The organism is Micromonospora sp. CA-248260 (assembly GCF_050942205.1).
Taxonomy (GTDB): Bacteria; Actinomycetota; Actinomycetes; order Mycobacteriales; family Micromonosporaceae; genus Micromonospora; species Micromonospora antibiotica.
On sequence record NZ_CP192021.1, the window covers coordinates 2,332,117 to 2,350,046 of the forward strand.

The following is a 17,930-nucleotide window of genomic DNA, read 5'->3' on the forward strand; positions in this document are numbered from 1 at the left end:
CGAACCGATCGTGCCCCGTGCCGCCTGCCCGACGCCGCTGCCGGAGATGTTCGTGCAGGTCAGGGGCTTTTCTAAAAACATGTCGGAAAAATCCGTACGGATTCTGCGGCGTGCTGGTGCGACGGACGGGTAACCGGGCGGCGCAGTCCATTGGACAGGAGGGACATCATGCCGGAAACCCTTGCGGTCAGGCAGGTCGACATCGGTAGCGCCTTGACCGACATGTGGCGGTCGGTGCTGCTCTTTGTGCCGAGGGCCATCGCGTTCATCGTCATCCTCGTGGTGGGCTGGCTCATCGCCCGCGCGGTACTCAAGATCGTGGACGCGGCGCTGGAACGGGTGGGCTTCGACCGGGCGGTCGAACGGGGCGGGATCAGACGGGCGCTGGAACGCACCAAGTACGACGCCAGTGACATCCTGGCCCGACTGGCGTACTACGCGGTGCTGCTGTTCACCCTGCAGTTCGCCTTCGGGGTGTGGGGGCCCAACGCGATCAGCGACCTCATCCGGGGGGTGGTGGCCTGGCTGCCACGGGCGTTCATCGCGATCGTCATCGTGGTGGTGGCCGCCGCTATCGCCAACGCCGTCCGGGACCTGGTCTCCGGTGCGCTCGGCGGCCTGTCGTACGGCAAGGTGCTCGCCGACCTGGTGGCGGTCTTCATCCTGGCGCTGGGCGTCATCGCCGCGCTGAACCAGGTCGGTATCGCCACCACGGTCACCACGCCGGTCCTGATCGCGGTGCTCGCCACCGTGGCCGGCATCCTGATCGTCGGCGTCGGCGGTGGTCTGGTGAAGCCGATGCAGTCCCGCTGGGACGGCTGGCTGGACCGGGCGGCCGAGGAGTCGCGGGCGGTCCAGGAGCACCGGCGGGCCCGCGCGGCCGGGCAGGGCGACATGAGCCGGCAGATGGCCGACCGGGGCGGCGAGCGGACGCAGACCATGCCGCGCGTCGACGAGGCCCGGACGATGGCCGGTGGCCGGGGCACCTACCAGTCGGGTCAGTCCGGCGACGAGACCCAGCAGTTCGGTCGTCCGGGCAGCTGAGTCGGCACGTACCACCGGGAGGGTGTCCGCGCGACGCGGGCGCCCTCCCGTTCGCGCTGCGCCGGGCCGTCCCCGCCGCGGTCGGTCAGGCCGGGTCGAGGTGCCGGGGGTCGAGGGTGCGGGCCAGGGCGCAGACCGCGAGCAGCCGGGTCAGCACCCAGTCCGGCGCGGCGAAGTCGGCCGCGCCGACGGGCAGCAGGCCGTGCGCGCCGGCGGTGTCCCGGATCCCCTCGGCATAGCCGGCCAGGGCCGCCGGGGTGAGCGGCCGGCGGTCACCGTCGAGGCTGTCCCGGACGGCTGCGGCGTGCTGGTCGACCAGCGCCAGCAGGCCCGGCCGGGCCCGCGCGGCGGCGAGGCCGGGAGCACCGACCGAGGCGGTGAGCAGGGCCAGCCGGGAGCGTGCCGCGCGCACGGCGGTCCCGGTCGCTCCCTGGGGGTACGGCACTCGCATGAGGACCGAGGTTAGCCACCGGCTGACCGGGGCGGGGTCGGCCGCCCGGCCGGTCCCGGCGCACCCTTGCGGCCGGCCGGCCTCCGCCACGCGGACCGACCCGGTCCCCGGCGGGCAGAGGGAACACCGCGCTCACCGGCCACCTGCGCGGCCGGGACGGGCGGCAACGGGACGACCCGGACACCCGATCCGGGTCCCCCGGCCCGTCCCAGGGCTGGCCCGGGGCGTGTCCCAGGGCTGGCCCCGGGCCCGTCCCAGGCTGGCCCGGGGCCGCGCCTCAGGGGGTCAGCGAGCCGAGCAGGACGGTGCCGGCGCAGGGCAGTTGCCCGACGTTGCCGACGGTCAGGAGGTACTGCCGTTGGCTGGTGCCGTCCGGGTTGATCCGCTGCGCGTACCGGCTCCGGGTCACCTCCAACTGGCAGGCGGTGCCGCCGCCGGCACCCGTCGGGGACGCCCCGGGCAGGTAGACCGCGCTCAGCGGGTTGGCGTTGGTCCAGGTCCAGCTGGCCGAGGCGCCGACGGCCAGGGTGCCGGTCGACCAGGAGGCCGCCGGGCTGGTCTGGGCGAGCTGGAACTGCCCGGAGCAGGTGATCGTGCCGATGTTGCGCAGCACGAAGTAGAACTTCCGGACCCCGTCGGGCTCCTGCCGGTACCAGGTGCGGGTGATCTCCAGCTGGCAGGCGGCCGTCGCGGTCGCCCCGGTCGGCGTCAGCCCCAGCAGGTACGACACCGTCGGCGCGATCTGCTCCACCCAGCCGTAGTTGCCGCTCGCCCCGGGGGCCAACGCCCCGGTCGACCAGTCGTGGGTCGGGGTCAGCCAGGACAGCAGGACGGTGGCCCCACAGCTGGTCGTACCGCTGTTGCGGATCACGAAGTGGAAGCGCCGCTCGCCGCTGGGCTGCCGGGAGTACCAGCTGCGGGTCACCTCGAACTCGCACGGGGTCGTGGAGTTCGCCCCGGTCGGGGAGAAGCCCACCTGGTAGGCGGCGTTGAGCGGGTTGGCGTTGTTCCACACCCAGCCCTGGGTGGCGCCGGCGGCGACCGGGCCGGTGGACCACGACGCCTGCTGCGCGGCGCTGCGGGTGGTGGCCCGGTCGCGGGCGTCCCGTTCAGCGCCGGCCGGGGCGGCCGGGGCGGGCGTCGGGGCGAGCAGCACGGCTGCCAGCAGGCTCAGCAACCAGGTCCACACCGTCGGTCGTCTCGTCACGGTCGGTGCTCCTCAGCGGTCGGGTCGGCGGTGGTCCGGGTGCCGCCGGTGGGCGCACGGTGGTCCGGTTGCCCGGGAGCGGCAGTCGACCTGCGTCGGTCGCTGCCCGGGGGGCGGCAGCCGACGTGGCTGGTCGTGGTGCCGGGTGCGGCTGGGGACAAGGTCGCACAGGGACGGCCGGCGCGGTGGGGCCGATATCCGACAGCGCGGTAGCGCCCCGTGGCGCCCCGACGTCGCTACAGTCCAGATCCCGCCTGGAAGGAATCCCACCGATGGCAATGTCCCGAACCGGCCGCCGGTGGTGCGGCGCGCACCTCGCCGCCCTCCTCGCGGTGACCCTCGTCGCACCGCTGCCGTACCCCGGCGCGGCGGTCGCCGGCACCGGACTCGGCGACGGCGACGTGCTGGTCGCCCGCACCGCGCAGGACTACGTCTACCGCACCTACCAGCGGCGCTGGTCGGTGGTCGCCGTCCAGCCCGGCGCGACCGCCGACTGGGACCTGACCCTGCGCGACGCCGCCGGCACCACCCTGGCCACCAGCTGGTACGGCGTCGGGCGCACCGACTTCGTGGTGGTCGACTCCACGGCCGGGCACCGGCCGTTCGGCGCGTACACGGCCGCCGTGAGCGCGTACACGGCCGGCCCGTACTGGGTGCAGCAGCGCACGGACACCACCACGATCACCCTGCCGCCGGTGACCCACTCCGGCACCACCGGAGCGGCCGACCCCGACCTGACCTTCTCCAGCCTGGTCGACCACGACGTGATCACCGTCGCCGACCTCTACCTGACGGCAGGGGAGTCGTTCTGGGCGAACACCACGACCGCCGCGTCGTCGCTGCTGCTGGCGGAGAGCGACCCGGCCGACCCGGCGACCTTCGCCCAGGGCCGGGCCACCGTGGCCGCCCGGCAGCACACCCAGGTCCTCGACGGCTGCACGCTCTATACCGCCCAGCGCACCGGCTGGCACGCCCTGGTCCAGCTCGGCGACCGGGCACCCAGCACGCACGTCCCGACCCAGGGGACCGGGTACGCCCTGCACCGGGTCGACCCGGCCCGTCCGCTCAGCTGCCCGCAGCGGGAGTTCCCCGGCCCGACCCCCTGATCAGCGGTACGGCCGGGCGGGTGTCATTCCGCGGGGGTGGCGTCGGCCGGGCGACGACGGCCGGCGTCGTCGGCGATGATCACGGTGGCCACCATCAGCGCGACGCAGAGGCTGAACAGCCACGAGTCGTCGGAGGAGAATTTGGCGGAGACCGGAGCCTGGAGCGCGGCGAGCAGGAAGCCGAGCCAGGCCAGGCGACGCTGACGAGGGGTGAGGAAACCGGAGCCCTGTTGCATCCCGAAAGTCTTGCGCGCCCCCTGCGGATTACCGTCAGCCGAACGGTGGATTCTGGACTACCTGTCCGCTTTCCTGCCCGTCCGGGCGTTCCAAACCACCGGTTCGGGGGAGGCGACAATCACGTCGACCCGTTCTCGATGATGCGGCAAGATGAGCCTCCGTGCCCGTCGCCCCGCCCCGTACCTCCCTGCTCCTGCTCGCCTACCTCGCCTTCGTCAGCCTCGGCCTGCCCGACGGCCTGCTCGGCGTCGGCTGGCCCTCGATCAGCACCGAGTTCGGCGTACCCACCGCAGCGGTCGGCCTGGTGCTCACCGCCGGCACGATCGGCTACCTCACCTCCAGCGTCCTGGCCGGGTTCACCCTCGCCCGGCTCGGCGTGGGCCGGCTGCTCGCCGGCAGCACCCTGCTGGCCAGCCTGGCGCTGACCGGGTACGCCAGCGCACCCGGGCTGACCGTGCTGATCTGCTGTGCGCTGGTGCTCGGCCTCGGCTCCGGAGCCATCGACTCCGGCCTCAACGCGTACGCGGCCGGGGCGTTCGGCCCCCGGCACATGAACTGGATGCACGCCTTCTTCGGCCTCGGCGTGGCGATCGGCCCCCTGGTGATGACCGCCATGCTGAGCACCGGCGCGGGCTGGCGCTGGGGGTACGCGGTCACCGCCGCCGCCCAGCTCGCGCTGGCCACCGCGTTCGCGCTCACCGTCGGCGCGTGGCGGGACCGGGCGGGCGGCCCGGGGTCGCCGAAGCGCGCCGGGCCGGCCGGGGAGACCGCCGCCAGTGCACCGGTCGACGCCGTCGCCGCCGCGCCGGTCGGGCCCCCGCAGCGTGGTCCGGTCGACGACGCTGTGCCGGGCGGGGTGGCGACGCCGGGCGGGGCGGCGGAGCCGGCCGTGGTGCGGATCGCCGAGACCCTGCGGCTGCCCGCCGTCTGGTTCGGCGCGCTCGCCTTCGCCATCTACGTGGCCATCGAGGTGTCCGCCGGGCTCTACGCGTTCCTGCTGCTCACCGAGGGGCGAGGGCTGTCCGCCGCGGTCGCCGGGCTGAGCGTCTCCGCCTACTGGGGGAGCCTGTTCGTCGGCCGGGTGGTGCAGGGGCTGGTCGCCGAACGGCTCGGCACCGCCCGGGTGCTGCGGGGCAGCCTGCTGGGGATGGCCGTCGGGGCGGTGCTGATCGCGCTGCCGGCCCCGGGCTGGGTGACGGTGGCCGGCCTGGTCGTGCTCGGCTTCGCCGCCGCGCCGGTGTTCCCGCTGCTCACCCTGAGCACGGCGGAGCGGGTCGGCCGGCAGCACGCGGACCGGGTGATCGGCGTGCAGATCGGCGCAGCCGGGATCGGGGCCGCCCTCATCCCGGCCGGGCTCGGGGTGCTGCTCGGTGACACGTCGGTGCGGTTGCTCGGCCCGGTGCTGACGGTGCTGGCGGTGGCCCTGCTGGTGGCGCACGCGGCAGCCGCCCGCCGCACCGCCGCACCGGCCGACTGAGCGGGCCGTTGGGTCACATGGTGTCCGGGCCGGTACGTCCCGTCGTGGAGGGGCGGTAGGCACGCTCGGTGTCGGTCATCTCCCGACGCTCGGCGGCCGGGCCGGCACCCCGGTCCACCGGTTCGGGGCCGTGCCGAAGGCCGCCTCCTCACCCGCGTCGTTGCCGGTCGGATCGTCGGCCTGCCCGTCGATGGTGGACCGTGCGATCGCCCGGTCCAACTCCTCCAGCGGTGTCTTCTCCTCGTCCCGCCAGACCCTGCCGTCGTTGTCCGTCATCCCTTCGCGGTACCCCGACCAGATGATCGCAAACGGCCAACCCGGGGGCGGACCGCAACACCCCGGCACCGCAGACGGCCGCCGGGGGAGCCGGCGGCCGTCGGTGGAGCGCCTGACGTACGTGCGTGGGTGTGGATCAGGGCTGCGGGCGGTCGACCGACCCGCGCCACGCGCCGGTCTCCTGACCGCGACGCTCGATGAACTGCTTGAACCGCTCCAGGTCACCCTTGGTGCGCCGGTCCACCACGCCGAGCTTGTCGCCGGCCTGCTCGACCACGCCGTGCGGCTCGAAGTCCATCTGCAGGGTCACCCGGGTGTTGTCCTCGTCGAGGCGGTGGAACGTCACCACGCCGGCCTGCTGGGTGCCGCCTGTCGACTTCCAGGCCACCCGCTCGTCGGGCAGCTGCTCGGTGATCTCGGCGTCGAACTCGCGCTTGACCCCGGCGATCTCCACCGTCCAGTGGGTCATCGTGTCCGACAGCTGCCGGACCTCCTGCACCCCCTCCATGAAGTGGGGGAACTCCTCGAACTGGGTCCACTGGTCGTAGGCGGTCCGTACCGGTACGGACACGTCCACATGTTCGATAACGCCGCTCATTGGAAGTCCTCCTCTGCCCGCTGGTGGTCGTCCGGATCGTGGGCCGATCCGGTCACCAGCGCGTCGTCTCGTTTCGGTGCCCGAGGGCGGCCCACACCTCGGAAATCGTCTGGTAACGGGTGCCCTCCGGCAGCCGCTCCAGGGCGGCCACGAGGTCGTCGGGCGCCTGGTTCTCCCGCGCGTTGGCGATCAGGGCCAGGCGGTCCCCCGGCAGGGCCGCCATCGTGATGAACCGGCCCAACCGGCTGCGCGCCTCCACGTCCTCCGAGGTCATCCCCTGGGGGGTGCCGGTCCGCAGGTCGCCCGCCGGGGCCGTGGTGGCGCCCGGCTGGTCCTCGCCGGCCGGCTCCGCCTCGCGGAACTCCTCGACCCGCGAGCCCGCGGTGCCCGGCCCCTGGACGAGGCCGCTGACCTCCTGGCTCATCTGGTCGTCGACCCTCGGTGCGTGCTTGCTGCTGCCACGTTCCATGTCTGGTGTGCTACCCGCAGTCGGTGCGGGGAAACGCCGGGCCGGACACGGGTACCCGACCGGTCACGAACCGGCGGTGGCCTTCGGCGGCAACGCCGGCTCAGCCGCGGCGTCCCGGCCCGCCTGCAACCGGCGTCCCCGCTGCAACTCGGCGTTGATCTGCACCCCGAACATCAGCGCCGAGTTCGACAGGTACAGCCACACCAGGAAGGCGATGACCGCGCCGAGGCTGCCGTAGGTGACGTCGTACGAGCCGAAGTTGGCCACGTAGAGGCCGAAACCGAAGGAGACGACGATCCAGGACAGCAGGGCCACCGCCCCGCCCGGGGTGAGCCAGCGGAACCGGGGCTGCCGGACGTTCGGTGCTATCCAGAACATCAGCGACAAAAGTGTCATCATCACCATGGCCAGCACCGGCCACTTCGCGACGCTCCACACCGTGCGGGCCAGTCCACCCGCCCCCACCAGGTCGCCCACCGCGTCGGTCACCGGCCCGCTGACGATCAGGCCCAGCGCCACCACCGCGAGCAGCACCAGCGACAACGCGGCCATCGCGATCTGCAACGGGCGCAGCCGGTAGAACGGGCGGCCCTCCTCGACCCCGTAGATCGCGTTGGAGGCCCGGGTGAACGCGCCGATGAACCCGGACGCCGACCACAACGCGCCCGCCAACCCGAAGCTGAGCAGCACCTTCGTGCCGCTCTGCTGGTCGACCACCGTGCGGACCACCGAGACGAAACCCTCGTTGCCGACCACCGAGCCGGCCCCGATGTCGCGGGCCAGATCCAACACCGTGTCCACGGTGCGCTCGCCGTCGGAGACCAGACCGACCAGGGCGACCACCACGACCGTGGACGGAAAGAGGGCGAGCACCCCGTAGTAGGTCAACGCCGCCGCCCAGTCGGCGCAGTTGTCCTTCACGAAACCCTGCCCGCTGCGGATCAGCACCCCCCGCCAGGTGGACCAGCTCAACTGGCGCATCCGCCGGGGAATCCGCAGCTGCGGTCCGTCCTCGGCGACCGCGGTCGGCTCCGTCGTCGCTGCCATGCTCGGCTCCTCGTCGCCCGGCGACCCGCGGACCCGACGTCCGGTGCGCGCCTGGGCCGGGCGGTACCCGACGGCGGAAATCGACAAACCCGACGCCCGGGGTTTGCCGGTGCGGGCGCAGGGAACCGTGCAGACAGCCAGACAGTCGACGCGGAGGAGGACGAGATGCCCGGGCGCGAGGTACTGCCCAGCACGCTGCGACGCTCCCCGGACAAGGCGCAACGCACCTGGGAGAAGACACACGACTCGGCGGTGCAGACCTACGGCGAGGGGGAACGGGCGCACCGCGCCGCCTTCGCCGCCGTCAAGCACAGCTTCGAGAAGGTCGGCGACCACTGGGAACCCAAGGGACGCAAGGGACCCAGCGACCGGCAGGCCGCAGGCGGTGGCCCCGCCCGCCGGGCACCCACCGCCGGTGGAGTGGACGCCAACGCCACCAAGGACCACCTGATGCAGGTGGCGAAGAAACTCGACGTGCCCGGCCGCAGTCGGATGACCAAGCCGGAACTGGTCAAGGCCATCGAGAAGGCCAACGACCGGGCCACCCGCAAGGCCCGGGGCGACTGACCGCCGGATCCGGTGAGGTACGCGGGCCGCTCCGGTTCGGGGCGGCCCGGCTCACCAGTGCCCGCCGGCCGGCGGTTCCAGGTGGACCGCCTTGACCGTGCTGAACTCGTCCAGCAGTTCCGGGCCGTACCCGAAGCCCTGGCCGCTGCCCCGGCGTGGCTGCGCGGCACCACCCGGAGCGCCCCCGAACACCGCGTTGACCTTCACGGTGCCCACCGGCAGCTCCCGCCAGGCCCGCTGGGCGTGGCTCATCGACCCGGTCAGCACCGTCGCCGCCAGCCCGTACGGCGAGTCGGCGGCACACCGCAGCGCCTCGCTGAACGAGTCCACCGTCACCACCGCCGCCACCGGCCCGAACGTCTCCTCCCGCACCAGCGTCATCTCGTGCCGGCAGTCGGTGACCACCGTCGCCGGATAGAACGCCCCCGGCCCGTCCGGCAGCACCCCACCGGCGCGTAGCGTCGCCCCCTGCGCCACCGCCGCCGTGACCTGCCCGTGCACCTGGTCGCGGTGCCGCCGGTCGACAAGCGGGCCCAGCTCGGTGGCCGGGTCGCGCCCCGGCCCGACGACCAGCGCCCCGGCCCGCTGCACCAGCGCGTCGACGAAGTCCTCCGCGACGTCCCGGTGCGCGTAGATCCGCTCCACCGCCACGCAGAGCTGCCCGGCGTTGGCGAACGCCCCGAGGGCCGCCTGTTCGGCCGCCCAGCCCGGGTCCACCCCGGCGTCGACCACCAGCGGGTCGCTGCCGCCGTTCTCCAGCAGGGCCTTGGCCCCGGTCCGGGCGCAGGCCGCCGCGATCGCCCGGCCGGTCGTGGTGGCACCGACGTGCGCCACCACGTCCACCGGCTGCGCGGCCAACGCCGCACCCACCTCCGCGCCCCCGGTCAGCAGGGACAGCACCCCCGCCGGGAACACCCCGTCGAGCAGCCGGGCCAGCAGCCAACCGGTCACCGGGGTCCGTTCGCTGGGCTTGAACAGCACCACGTTGCCGGTGACCAGGGCGGCACCGAGCAGGCCGCAGGAGACCGCCACCGGGTCGTTCCACGGGGTGATCGCGGCGACCACCCCCCGAGGCTGCGGCGTCATGAAGTCGATCGCGTCGACGCCGCCGTGCAGCGTCCGGCCGCCCCGCAGCGGGCCCAGTTCGGCGTACTGGCGCAGGGTGCCCACGCCGGCCGCCACCCCGCCCCGGGCGTCACCCAGCGGCTTGCCCATCTCCGCCGTGGTCGCCGCGGCCAACTCCTCCGCGTCCGCCGCCACCGCGTCCGCTGCCTGGAGCAGCAGCTCCGCACGCTGCGCCGTCGCGGTGGCCGCCCACTCGGCGGCCACCTCCCGGGCCGCCTCGACCGCCTTGGCCACCTCGTCCGCCGTCGCCACCGGCACGGTGCCGACGGGGGAGCCGTCGGCCGGATCGTGGACCGTCAGCTCACCACCCTCGCCGCCCGCGCCCCACACCCCGCCGATCAGCTGCTCCACCCGGTACATGCGGGGGGATGCCCCGCTCCCGGCGAAGCAAACGCGTTTCGCCCGGTTGCTGGCCGGGTAGCCGGATCTGATGATCGCGACCGGCACGGACAGCGCGGACGCCGTCGTCATCGGCGCCGGACACAACGGCCTGGTGGCCGCCAACCTGCTCGCCGACGCCGGCTGGGACGTCCTGGTGCTCGAGGCGACCGACGCGCCCGGTGGGGCGGTGCGCTCCGCCGAGGTCACCGCCCCCGGCTACCTCAGTGACCTCTACAGCTCCTTCTACCCCCTCGGGTACGCCTCCCCGGTGCTGGCCGGCCTCGACCTGCCCCGCTACGGGCTGACCTGGACGCACGCCCCCGACGTGCTGGCCCATCTGCTGCCCGACGGGCGGGCCGCCGTGATCAACCGGGACCTGGACACCACGGCCGCCTCGCTGGAGACGTTCGCCCCCGGCGACGGGGACCGCTGGCGGCACGCGTACGCCGACTGGGCGCAGGTGTCCGGGCCGATGCTCGACGCCATCACCACCCCCTTCCCCCCGGTACGCGGCGGGCTGGGTCTGCTACGCCAACTGCGGGTCGGCGGCGCGCTGCGCCTGGCCCGCCGGCTGGTCCTGCCGGTACGCAAACTCGGCGGTGAACTGTTCACCGGCGAGGGCGGCCCCGCGCTGCTGGCCGGCTGCGCCCTGCACACCGACCTGTCCCCCGAGGAGGCCGGCTCCGGCGTGTACGGCTGGCTGCTGGCCATGCTGGGTCAGCAGGTCGGCTGGCCGGTGCCGGTGGGCGGCGCGCAGCGGATCACCGACGCGCTGGTCGCCCGGCTCACCGAACGCGGCGGCCGGATCTCCTACCGGGCGCAGGTCGACCGGGTGCTCACCGCCCGGGGCCGGGCGATGGGGGTGCGCACCGTCGGCGGGGCCACCTTTCGGGCCCGCCGGGCGGTGCTCGCCGACGTGCCCGCTCCCGCCCTCTACCTGGACCTGGTGGGTGCCGCTCTGCTGCCACCCCGGCTGGTGGAGGACCTGGCCCACTTCCGCTGGGACGGCTCCACCCTCAAGGTCGACTGGGCGTTGTCCGCCCCGCTGCCGTGGACCAACCCGGCGGTGGCCGGCGCCGGCACCGTGCACCTGGGCGCCGATCTCGACGGGCTCACCACGTACTCCGCCGAACTGGCCCGGGGCGAGATCCCGGCGCAGCCGTTTCTGCTGGTGGGGCAGATGAGCACCGCCGACCCGACGCACTCGCCGGCCGGCACCGAGTCGCTCTGGGCATACACCCACCTGCCGTTCCGGCGGCACTGGCGGGCCGAGGACATCGCCCGGCAGGTGGACCGGATGGAGGACGTGCTGGAGGCCGCCGCCCCCGGGTTTCGCAGCCGGATCGTCGGCCGGCACGTCGCCGGTCCGGCCGAGCTGGAGCAGGGCGACCCGAGCCTGGTCGGCGGGGCGCTGGGCGGTGGCACCGCGGCGGCGTACCAGCAGCTGTTCCTGCGCCCGATCCCCGGCCTGGGCCGGGCCGACACCCCCATCGACCGGCTCTACCTGGCCAGCGCGTCGGCGCACCCCGGCGGCGGGGTGCACGGCGCACCCGGCGCGAACGCCGCCCGCGCCGCGCTGGCCCGCGACCGTGCCGTCACCGGCGGCCTGTACGCCGGGATGATCGACGCCGCGCACCGGACGCTCTACCGCGCCGACCACTGAACCGGGCGGAACCGGCCCTGCGGCGGGCACCGGCGACCCCGGTCACCGGCGCCCGCGTCAGGAGTCCAGGTTGCGGTGCCGGGTACGCAGCTTGAACGGCATCAGCGCGCTCTCCACCTTGGTCGCGGTCGTCATCTTGGACAGGCCGTCGCGACGCTCCTCGAACCGGATCGGCACCTCCAGGATGGTGTGCCCCAGCTTGGTGGCCAGGTAGTGCATCTCCACCTGGAAGCTGTAACCGTTCGACTGCACCCGGTGCAGGCCGATGTCGCGCAACGCGTCGGCCCGCCAGATCTTGAAGCCGGCGGTCAGGTCACGGATGCGCACCCGCAGCAGCGTGTGCACGTACAGGTTGGCCCAGCCGCTGAGCGCCCGCCGGTAGAGCGGCCACGCCTCGTCGAGCTGGCCGCCGGGCACGTACCGGGACCCGATCACCACGCCGGCCTGGGTGGACAGCAACGCCCCCAGCATCCCGGGCAGCGCCTCCGGCGGGTGCGACAGGTCGGCGTCCATCTGCGCCACGTACTCCGCGCCGCCGTCCAGGGCCCGGCCGATGCCGTCGACGTACGCCCGGCCCAGGCCCTCCTTGCCGGCCCGGTGCACCACCTGCACCTTGTCCGGGTGCTCGATGGCCAGCTTGTCGGCCACCTCGCCGGTGCCGTCCGGCGAGTTGTCGTCGGCGACGAGCACCTTCAACCCCGGCAGCGGAAGGGCCAGCAGCCGGTCGACCAACACCGGGAGGTTGCCCGCCTCGTTGTAGGTGGGGACCACGACGGTCAGGCGTGCGTCCCGCCACGGTGACGGCAGCTCCACGGGTTCGATCATGTCGGACATCCTCAGTCGGCGGACGGCATTCCCCCACAGGGTAGCCAAAAGCCCGGCGGGACCCCGCCGAGGCTCCCCGCGACCGCCCGGTCACCGATCGGCGTGCGTGTCGGCCTTCTGCCGTACGGCGATGTCGGAGAGCCGACGCAGGGTCTCCTTGTTGCGCTGGTGCAGCACCAGGTCGTTGAGCTTGGTGCGGAACCAGCGCAACGGGCCGGCGGCGAAGTCCTCGCCGATGCGGACCCGGGTCGCACCGTCACCGGTCGGGGTCAGGGTGAACACCACGATCGCCTCCCCGGCCGGCCACAGGCCGGCCCGCAGCACCAGCCGGTGCGGTGGGTCGCAGGCCAGCACCGTCGAGGCGTCCTCCAGCGAGAACGGCCACGGCCCGGCCCGGTGGTGCAGCCGGGTGCCCACCCGGGGCCACTGCGCGTCGACGTCGCGCACGTGCACCGTGCCGACCACCCAGTCGCTGTACGTCCACCCGTCGGCCAGCACGTCGAAGACCTGCTGCGGGGGTGCATCGACCACTCTCTCCACGATCGCCATCGCTGCCCTGTACCCGGGTCGTCCCGGCCTAACCCGGCGCGTTAGCTTCTCCGGGCCGACGGGTAACGCTGCACCGGCGACCCGACCCACCTGCCGACAGGGTCAGGTTTACTCCCCGGGGCCTCGGGAACCCGCCGCCCGTGCCACGGGACGCGGAGCCATATCAGTGCAGGCCAGGCCGGGTTGACCCGGGCGTTGGCCGGGGCCGTCCCGCGCTGTACGACGCGGTGCTGCTCGACCGGGACGGCACCCTGATCGAGGACGTCCCCTACAACGGCGACCCGGACAAGGTCCGGCCGGTGCCGGGGGCCCGGGCGGCACTGGACCGGCTGCGCGCCGCGGGCCTGCGCCTCGGGGTGGTCACCAACCAGTCGGGGCTGGCCCGGGGGCTGTTCACCGCCGCACAGCTGCGCGCCGTCAACGCCCGGGTGGAGGAACTGCTCGGCCCGTTCGACACCTGGCAGCACTGCCCGCACGACGAGCGCGCCGGCTGCGGCTGCCGCAAGCCCGCCCCGGGCATGGTGCACGCCGCCGCGCGGGCGCTCGGCACCACCGCGGACCGTTGCGTGCTGGTCGGGGACATCGACGCCGACCAGGCCGCCGCCGCTGCGGCCGGTGCCGCCGCGATCCTGGTGCCCACCCCCACCACCCGGGCCGCCGAGGTGGCCGCCGCCGGACACGTCGCCGCCGACCTGCCCGCCGCCGTGGACCTGATCCTGCGCCGGGCCGCCCTGGTCGCCGCCCCGTCCCCGCGCCGCACCGGCACCGTGCTGGTGGTCCGCAGCGACTCCGCCGGGGACGTCCTGGTCACCGGTCCCGCCATCCGCGCCGTCGCCGGTCACGCCGGGCGCGTCGTGCTGCTCTGCGGCCCCCGGGGCCGGGACGCCGCCGCCCTGCTGCCCGGTGTCGACGAGATCGTCGAGTGGCCGCTGCCCTGGATCGACGGCGCACCCGCCCCGGTCGACCCGCAGGACATCGACCGGCTCACCGCCCGGCTGCGGGCGGTACGCGCCGACGAGGCGGTCGTCTTCACCTCCTTCCACCAGTCACCGCTGCCGCTGGCCCTGCTGCTGCGGATGGCCGGTGTCCCGAGGGTCAGCGCGATCAGTGACGACTACCCCGGCTCCCTGCTCGACGTCCGGCACCGGGTCCCCGCCGGGCTGCCCGAGCCGGAACGGGCGTTGTCGCTGGCCGTCGCCGCCGGCTTCGCCCTGCCCGACGGCGACGACCTGCGGCTGCGGGTGCGCACCGACCGGCTGCCGCCCACACCGGCCGGGCTCGGCGGCCCCGGCTACCTGGTGCTGCATCCCGGTTCGGCGGTGCCGAGCCGGGCCGTGCCACCCGACCTGGCCGCCCGGATCGTCCGGGTGCTCACCGCCGCCGGGCACCGGGTGGCGGTCACCGGTCGACCCGACGAGGCCGCGCTGACCGCCCGGGTGGCCGGCGACACCGGCATCGACCTGGGCGGCCGGACCGGGCTGGCCGAGCTGGCCGGGGTGCTCGCCGACGCCGGTGCGCTGGTGGTGGGCAACACCGGGCCGGCGCACCTGGCCGCCGCGCTGGGCGTGCCGGTGGTCAGCCTGTTCGCCCCGACCGTCCCCTACGGACAGTGGGGTCCGTACCGGGTGCCGACGGTCCGGCTGGGCGACGCCGCCGCGCCCTGCCGGGACACCCGGGCCACGGTCTGCCCGGTGCCCGGCCACCCCTGCCTGGCCGCCGTCGAGCCGGGCCGGGTCCTCGACGCGGTACGCCTGCTGGGCGTTCCCGCCGACGCCCCGACCGGCCCGGTCGGCGTGCCGCTCCTCGGCCCCGCCGGACCCTCGCCGGCCGGACCGTCGCCGGCCGAGTCACCGGCCGGACCCTCGCCGGCCGGGGCGTCGCCGGTGACCGTGGGGCGGGGGAGTCACCGATGAACATCCTGCTCTGGCACGTACACGGGTCGTGGACCACGTCCTTCGTGCACGGCAAGCATCGCTACCTGGTGCCGGTCACCCCCGACCGGGGCGCGTACGGGCTGGGCCGGGCGCGCACCTACCCGTGGCCGGACAGCGCCGTCGAGGTGACCCCGCAGCAGTTGCGCCACGCCGACGTCGACGTGGTGCTGCTGCAACGCCCCGAGGAGTACGACCTGGCCGGCGAGTGGCTCGGCCGGCCGGTGGGCCGGGCGGTGCCGGCGGTCTACGTCGAACACAACACCCCGAAGGGCGACGTGCCGAACACCCGGCACCCGATGGCCGACCGGGACGACCTGCTGCTCACCCACGTCACCCACTTCAACGAGCTGTTCTGGGACAACGGGAGCACCCGCACCGCAGTCGTCGAGCACGGGGTGGTGCCCCCCGCCGTCACCTGGACCGGCGAGCTGGACCGGCTCGCCGTCGTGATCAACGAGCCGGTACGCCGGGGGCGGATCACCGGCACCGACCTGCTGGCCCGGTTCGCCGAGATCGCCCCGCTGGACGTCTTCGGGATGAAGGTCGCCGGGCTCGCCGACCACCTCGGACTGCCGGCCGACCGGCTGACCAGCCACGACGACGTCCCGCAGCACCGGATGCACGCCGAGTTGGCCCGGCGGCGGGCCTACCTGCACCTGTGCCGGTGGACCTCGCTGGGGCTGAGCCTGATCGAGGCGATGACCATCGGCATGCCCGTGGTCGCGCTGGCCACCACCGAGGCCGTACAGGCGGTGCCACCGGGGGCGGGGGCGCTGTCCACCCGGGTCGACACCCTGCTCGCCGCCGCCGCCGGGTTCGTCGCCGACCCCGCCGAGGCCCGCCGGGTGGGTGCGCAGGCGCGTACCGCCGCGCTGGGCCGTTACGGCCTCGACCGTTTCCTCGCCGACTGGGACCGCCTGCTGGAGGAGGAAGTATGCGCATCGCGATGATCTCCGAGCACGCCAGCCCGCTCGCCGTGCTGGGCGGTGAGGACGCCGGTGGGCAGAACACGCATGTCGCGGAACTCTCCGCCGCGCTGGTGGCGGCCGGCCACGACGTCCGGGTCTACACCCGGCGCGACGCCGTCGACCTGCCGGTCACCGTCCGGGCCCCGGACGGGTACGAGGTGGTGCACGTGCCCGCCGGTCCGGCCGAGCCGGTCGCCAAGGACGCCCTGCTGCCGCACATGAAGGAGTTCAGCCACTGGCTCACCGCCCGGTGGCGGGGCGGGGACTGGACACCCGAGGTGGTGCACGCGCACTTCTGGATGAGCGGGCTGGCCGCGCTCGCCGCCAGCCGGCAGACCGGGGTGCCGGTGGTGCAGACCTACCACGCGTTGGGCACCGTCAAGAAGCGCTACCAGGGGGTGCAGGACACCAGCCCGGCCCGGCGGATCGGCTACGAACGGGAACTGGGCCGCGCCGTCGACCGGGTCGTCGCCCAGTGCCGCGACGAGGTCGGGGAGCTGGTCCGCCTCGGTGTCCCCCGGTCCCGGATGACCGTCGTGCCGTCCGGGGTGAACCTGGACACCTTCGCCCCGCTCGGCCCGGCCGTCGAGCGGGAACCCGACCGTCCCCGGGTGCTCACCGTCGGCCGGCTGGTCGAGCGTAAGGGCTTCCAGACGGTGATCCGGGCGATGGCACTGGTGCCCGACGCCGAGTGCCTGGTGGTCGGGGGGCCGCCCGCCGGGCTGCTGGAGACCGACCCGTACGCCCGGCGGCTGCGGGCGCTCGCCGGCACCTGCGGGGTCGCCGACCGGGTCCGGCTGGTCGGGGCGGTGCCCCGGGAGGAGATGGGCCGCTGGTACCGGTCGGCCGACGTGCTGGTCGCCGCGCCCTGGTACGAACCGTTCGGGCTGACCCCGCTGGAGGCGATGGCCTGCGGGGTGCCCGTCGTCGGTACCGCGGTCGGCGGCATCCGCGACACCGTGGTCGACGGGGTGACCGGCGACCTGGTCCCGGCCCGTGACCCGCAGGCGTTGGCCGCCGCGCTGGGCAGCCTGCTCGGCGACCGGATCCGCCGCTTCGGGTACGCCACCGCCGCGTTGCAGCGGGCCCGCCACAGCTACTCCTGGGCGACCGCCGCCGACCGGCTGGCCGAGGTGTACGCCGAGGTCGCCGCCGTGCACCGGCCGAGCCGGGTGGTCGCCTGATGACGACGTCGACCCGGGCGGCGCGGGCCGGCCTACTGGACGCGCACCTCGACCTGCTGGTCGAGGCGATGCTGCCGTACCGCGCGGCGGAGCCGTTGCTGGCCCGCTGGGGCACCGAGCTGGCCGGCATCCTGGCCGGCGGCGGGCGGTTGCTGGTCGCCGGCAACGGGGGCAGCGCCGCCGAGGCCCAGCACCTCACCGCCGAGCTGGTCGGCCGGCTGCGTGACGACCGGCAGCCGCTGTCGGCGATCGCCCTGCACGCCGAGACCTCGGCGTTGACCGCGATCGGCAACGACTACGGCTACGACGAGGTCTTCGCCCGCCAGGTGCGGGCCCACGGCCGGCCGGGTGACGTGCTGCTGCTGATGTCGACCAGCGGGGCCAGTGGCAACCTGCTCGCCGCCGTCGACGCCGCCCGGGAGACCGGGTTGCGCTGCTGGGCGTTCACCGGCCCCGCGCCGAACCCGCTCGCCGGGGCCTGCCACGAGGCGCTGACCGTCGCCTCCCCGGACAGCCAGGTGGTGCAGGAGCTGCACCTGGTCTCCACCCACGTGCTCTGCGAGTACGTCGACCGGGCGCTGCCCACGGCGCTGGCGGCCCTGGCCGGGCAGTCGGCCGCCGTGGCCGCCGACCGTGGCGTCGCCCCGACCGGGCCGCCGCCCGCCCCCGGTCGGCGTCCCGGACCTGCCGGTCGACGGTCCGCCGGCCGACGAACTGCCCGATCCGCTGGTGGACGCCCTGCCCGACCCGTCGGTGGACGCCGTGCCCGACCTGTCGGTGGACGGTCTGCCGGTGGACGGTCCGTTGGTGGATGGTCCGGCG

Annotated in this window: 16 protein-coding genes and 3 pseudogenes; 9 read left to right on the plus strand and 10 right to left on the minus strand. The window is 74.6% G+C overall.

Annotated elements, in window-relative coordinates:
• Window positions 1–168: 168 nt before the first annotated feature.
• Window positions 169–1,044 carry a mechanosensitive ion channel family protein gene (locus tag ACQP2H_RS10180; RefSeq protein ID WP_208569387.1) on the plus strand — a complete coding sequence of 292 codons (876 nt, stop codon included), beginning with the start codon at window positions 169–171 and terminating at the stop codon, window positions 1,042–1,044.
• Window positions 1,045–1,129: 85 nt separating this feature from the next.
• Here the strand turns inward: ACQP2H_RS10180 and ACQP2H_RS10185 are convergent, their stop codons facing one another.
• Both ACQP2H_RS10185 and ACQP2H_RS10190 read right to left on the minus strand, forming a co-directional pair.
• Window positions 1,130–1,495 carry a DUF6401 family natural product biosynthesis protein gene (locus ACQP2H_RS10185; protein WP_357535929.1) on the minus strand — a complete coding sequence of 122 codons (366 nt, stop codon included), beginning with the start codon at window positions 1,493–1,495 and terminating at the stop codon, window positions 1,130–1,132.
• Window positions 1,496–1,772: 277 nt separating this feature from the next.
• Window positions 1,773–2,702, minus strand: coding sequence for a hypothetical protein (locus ACQP2H_RS10190; protein WP_219469481.1), 930 nt, complete (start codon window positions 2,700–2,702; stop codon window positions 1,773–1,775).
• A gap of 272 nt (window positions 2,703–2,974) precedes the next feature.
• Between ACQP2H_RS10190 and ACQP2H_RS10195 the strand changes: the two genes are divergently transcribed.
• Window positions 2,975–3,808 carry a hypothetical protein gene (locus tag ACQP2H_RS10195; RefSeq protein ID WP_219469485.1) on the plus strand — a complete coding sequence of 278 codons (834 nt, stop codon included), beginning with the start codon at window positions 2,975–2,977 and terminating at the stop codon, window positions 3,806–3,808.
• A 23-nt stretch (window positions 3,809–3,831) separates the two neighbouring features.
• Here ACQP2H_RS10195 and ACQP2H_RS10200 read toward each other — a convergent pair whose 3' ends face one another.
• Window positions 3,832–4,044, minus strand: a complete 213-nt coding sequence (locus ACQP2H_RS10200) for a hypothetical protein (RefSeq protein WP_219469489.1) — start codon at window positions 4,042–4,044, stop codon at window positions 3,832–3,834.
• Window positions 4,045–4,205: 161 nt separating this feature from the next.
• On the opposite strand from ACQP2H_RS10200, the gene ACQP2H_RS10205 reads away from it, so the two are divergent.
• Complete coding sequence (locus ACQP2H_RS10205) at window positions 4,206–5,522, plus strand: MFS transporter (protein WP_363821011.1); 1,317 nt, start codon at window positions 4,206–4,208, stop codon at window positions 5,520–5,522.
• Between the two features lie 13 nt (window positions 5,523–5,535).
• Here the strand turns inward: ACQP2H_RS10205 and ACQP2H_RS10210 are convergent.
• The 4 genes and pseudogenes from ACQP2H_RS10210 to ACQP2H_RS10225 all read right to left on the minus strand — a co-directional run bounded on the left by ACQP2H_RS10210 (window position 5,536) and on the right by ACQP2H_RS10225 (window position 7,912).
• Window positions 5,536–5,798 (minus strand): annotated as a pseudogene (locus ACQP2H_RS10210) (hypothetical protein).
• Between the two features lie 136 nt (window positions 5,799–5,934).
• The gene (locus tag ACQP2H_RS10215) at window positions 5,935–6,396 is read right to left on the minus strand and encodes an SRPBCC family protein (RefSeq protein ID WP_219469499.1); all 462 of its coding nucleotides are present in this window, start codon (window positions 6,394–6,396) and stop codon (window positions 5,935–5,937) included.
• 52 nt (window positions 6,397–6,448) lie between these two features.
• Window positions 6,449–6,865 carry a DUF2795 domain-containing protein gene (locus tag ACQP2H_RS10220; RefSeq protein ID WP_219469502.1) on the minus strand — a complete coding sequence of 139 codons (417 nt, stop codon included), beginning with the start codon at window positions 6,863–6,865 and terminating at the stop codon, window positions 6,449–6,451.
• A 63-nt stretch (window positions 6,866–6,928) separates the two neighbouring features.
• Window positions 6,929–7,912, minus strand: a complete 984-nt coding sequence (locus ACQP2H_RS10225; RefSeq protein WP_219469504.1) for a YihY/virulence factor BrkB family protein — start codon at window positions 7,910–7,912, stop codon at window positions 6,929–6,931.
• Between the two features lie 165 nt (window positions 7,913–8,077).
• Here ACQP2H_RS10225 and ACQP2H_RS10230 point away from each other — a divergent pair, with 165 nt between their 5' ends.
• A complete protein-coding gene (locus tag ACQP2H_RS10230) occupies window positions 8,078–8,479 on the plus strand; it encodes a ChaB family protein (RefSeq protein WP_208569397.1) in 402 nt (133 codons plus the stop codon).
• Between the two features lie 51 nt (window positions 8,480–8,530).
• Here ACQP2H_RS10230 and ACQP2H_RS10235 read toward each other — a convergent pair whose 3' ends face one another.
• Window positions 8,531–9,964: an aldehyde dehydrogenase family protein gene (locus ACQP2H_RS10235; protein WP_433232319.1), complete on the minus strand. Its 1,434-nt coding sequence runs from the start codon at window positions 9,962–9,964 to the stop codon at window positions 8,531–8,533.
• 70 nt (window positions 9,965–10,034) lie between these two features.
• Between ACQP2H_RS10235 and ACQP2H_RS10240 the strand changes: the two genes are divergently transcribed.
• Window positions 10,035–11,648, plus strand: a complete 1,614-nt coding sequence (locus ACQP2H_RS10240; protein WP_433232321.1) for a phytoene desaturase family protein — start codon at window positions 10,035–10,037, stop codon at window positions 11,646–11,648.
• A gap of 57 nt (window positions 11,649–11,705) precedes the next feature.
• Here ACQP2H_RS10240 and ACQP2H_RS10245 read toward each other — a convergent pair whose 3' ends face one another.
• Together ACQP2H_RS10245 and ACQP2H_RS10250 are read right to left on the minus strand one after the other, a co-directional pair.
• Window positions 11,706–12,473, minus strand: a complete 768-nt coding sequence (locus ACQP2H_RS10245) for a polyprenol monophosphomannose synthase (protein ID WP_208569400.1) — start codon at window positions 12,471–12,473, stop codon at window positions 11,706–11,708.
• Between the two features lie 90 nt (window positions 12,474–12,563).
• The gene (locus tag ACQP2H_RS10250) at window positions 12,564–13,022 is read right to left on the minus strand and encodes an SRPBCC family protein (protein ID WP_208569401.1); all 459 of its coding nucleotides are present in this window, start codon (window positions 13,020–13,022) and stop codon (window positions 12,564–12,566) included.
• Between the two features lie 140 nt (window positions 13,023–13,162).
• Here ACQP2H_RS10250 and ACQP2H_RS10255 point away from each other — a divergent pair.
• The 4 genes and pseudogenes from ACQP2H_RS10255 to ACQP2H_RS10270 form a co-directional block, all read left to right on the plus strand.
• A pseudogene (locus tag ACQP2H_RS10255) lies at window positions 13,163–14,842 on the plus strand (HAD-IIIA family hydrolase); the annotation flags it as partial.
• Window positions 14,843–14,931: 89 nt separating this feature from the next.
• Window positions 14,932–15,906: a glycosyltransferase gene (locus tag ACQP2H_RS10260; RefSeq protein WP_357024436.1), complete on the plus strand. Its 975-nt coding sequence runs from the start codon at window positions 14,932–14,934 to the stop codon at window positions 15,904–15,906.
• On the plus strand, window positions 15,891–17,108 hold the full coding sequence (locus ACQP2H_RS10265) for a glycosyltransferase (RefSeq protein ID WP_208569404.1): 1,218 nt from the start codon (window positions 15,891–15,893) through the stop codon (window positions 17,106–17,108). The genes ACQP2H_RS10260 and ACQP2H_RS10265 overlap by 16 nt, the downstream gene beginning before the upstream one ends.
• Window positions 17,108–17,716: pseudogene (locus ACQP2H_RS10270) on the plus strand (D-sedoheptulose-7-phosphate isomerase); the annotation flags it as partial. The gene ACQP2H_RS10265 and the pseudogene ACQP2H_RS10270, both read left to right, overlap by 1 nt.
• Between the last annotated feature and the right edge of the window lie 214 nt (window positions 17,717–17,930).

Coding starts and splice junctions, on each gene's coding strand:
- ACQP2H_RS10180 (WP_208569387.1), top strand. CDS start 169: ATGCCGGAAACCCTTGCGGTCAGGCAGGTCGACATCGGTAGCGCCTTG.
- ACQP2H_RS10185 (WP_357535929.1), bottom strand. CDS start 1,495: ATGCGAGTGCCGTACCCCCAGGGAGCGACCGGGACCGCCGTGCGCGCG.
- ACQP2H_RS10195 (WP_219469485.1), top strand. CDS start 2,975: ATGGCAATGTCCCGAACCGGCCGCCGGTGGTGCGGCGCGCACCTCGCC.
- ACQP2H_RS10200 (WP_219469489.1), bottom strand. CDS start 4,044: ATGCAACAGGGCTCCGGTTTCCTCACCCCTCGTCAGCGTCGCCTGGCC.
- ACQP2H_RS10215 (WP_219469499.1), bottom strand. CDS start 6,396: ATGAGCGGCGTTATCGAACATGTGGACGTGTCCGTACCGGTACGGACC.
- ACQP2H_RS10220 (WP_219469502.1), bottom strand. CDS start 6,865: ATGGAACGTGGCAGCAGCAAGCACGCACCGAGGGTCGACGACCAGATG.
- ACQP2H_RS10225 (WP_219469504.1), bottom strand. CDS start 7,912: ATGGCAGCGACGACGGAGCCGACCGCGGTCGCCGAGGACGGACCGCAG.
- ACQP2H_RS10230 (WP_208569397.1), top strand. CDS start 8,078: ATGCCCGGGCGCGAGGTACTGCCCAGCACGCTGCGACGCTCCCCGGAC.
- ACQP2H_RS10235 (WP_433232319.1), bottom strand. CDS start 9,964: ATGTACCGGGTGGAGCAGCTGATCGGCGGGGTGTGGGGCGCGGGCGGC.
- ACQP2H_RS10240 (WP_433232321.1), top strand. CDS start 10,035: ATGATCGCGACCGGCACGGACAGCGCGGACGCCGTCGTCATCGGCGCC.
- ACQP2H_RS10245 (WP_208569400.1), bottom strand. CDS start 12,473: ATGATCGAACCCGTGGAGCTGCCGTCACCGTGGCGGGACGCACGCCTG.
- ACQP2H_RS10250 (WP_208569401.1), bottom strand. CDS start 13,022: ATGGCGATCGTGGAGAGAGTGGTCGATGCACCCCCGCAGCAGGTCTTC.
- ACQP2H_RS10260 (WP_357024436.1), top strand. CDS start 14,932: ATGAACATCCTGCTCTGGCACGTACACGGGTCGTGGACCACGTCCTTC.
- ACQP2H_RS10265 (WP_208569404.1), top strand. CDS start 15,891: ATGCGCATCGCGATGATCTCCGAGCACGCCAGCCCGCTCGCCGTGCTG.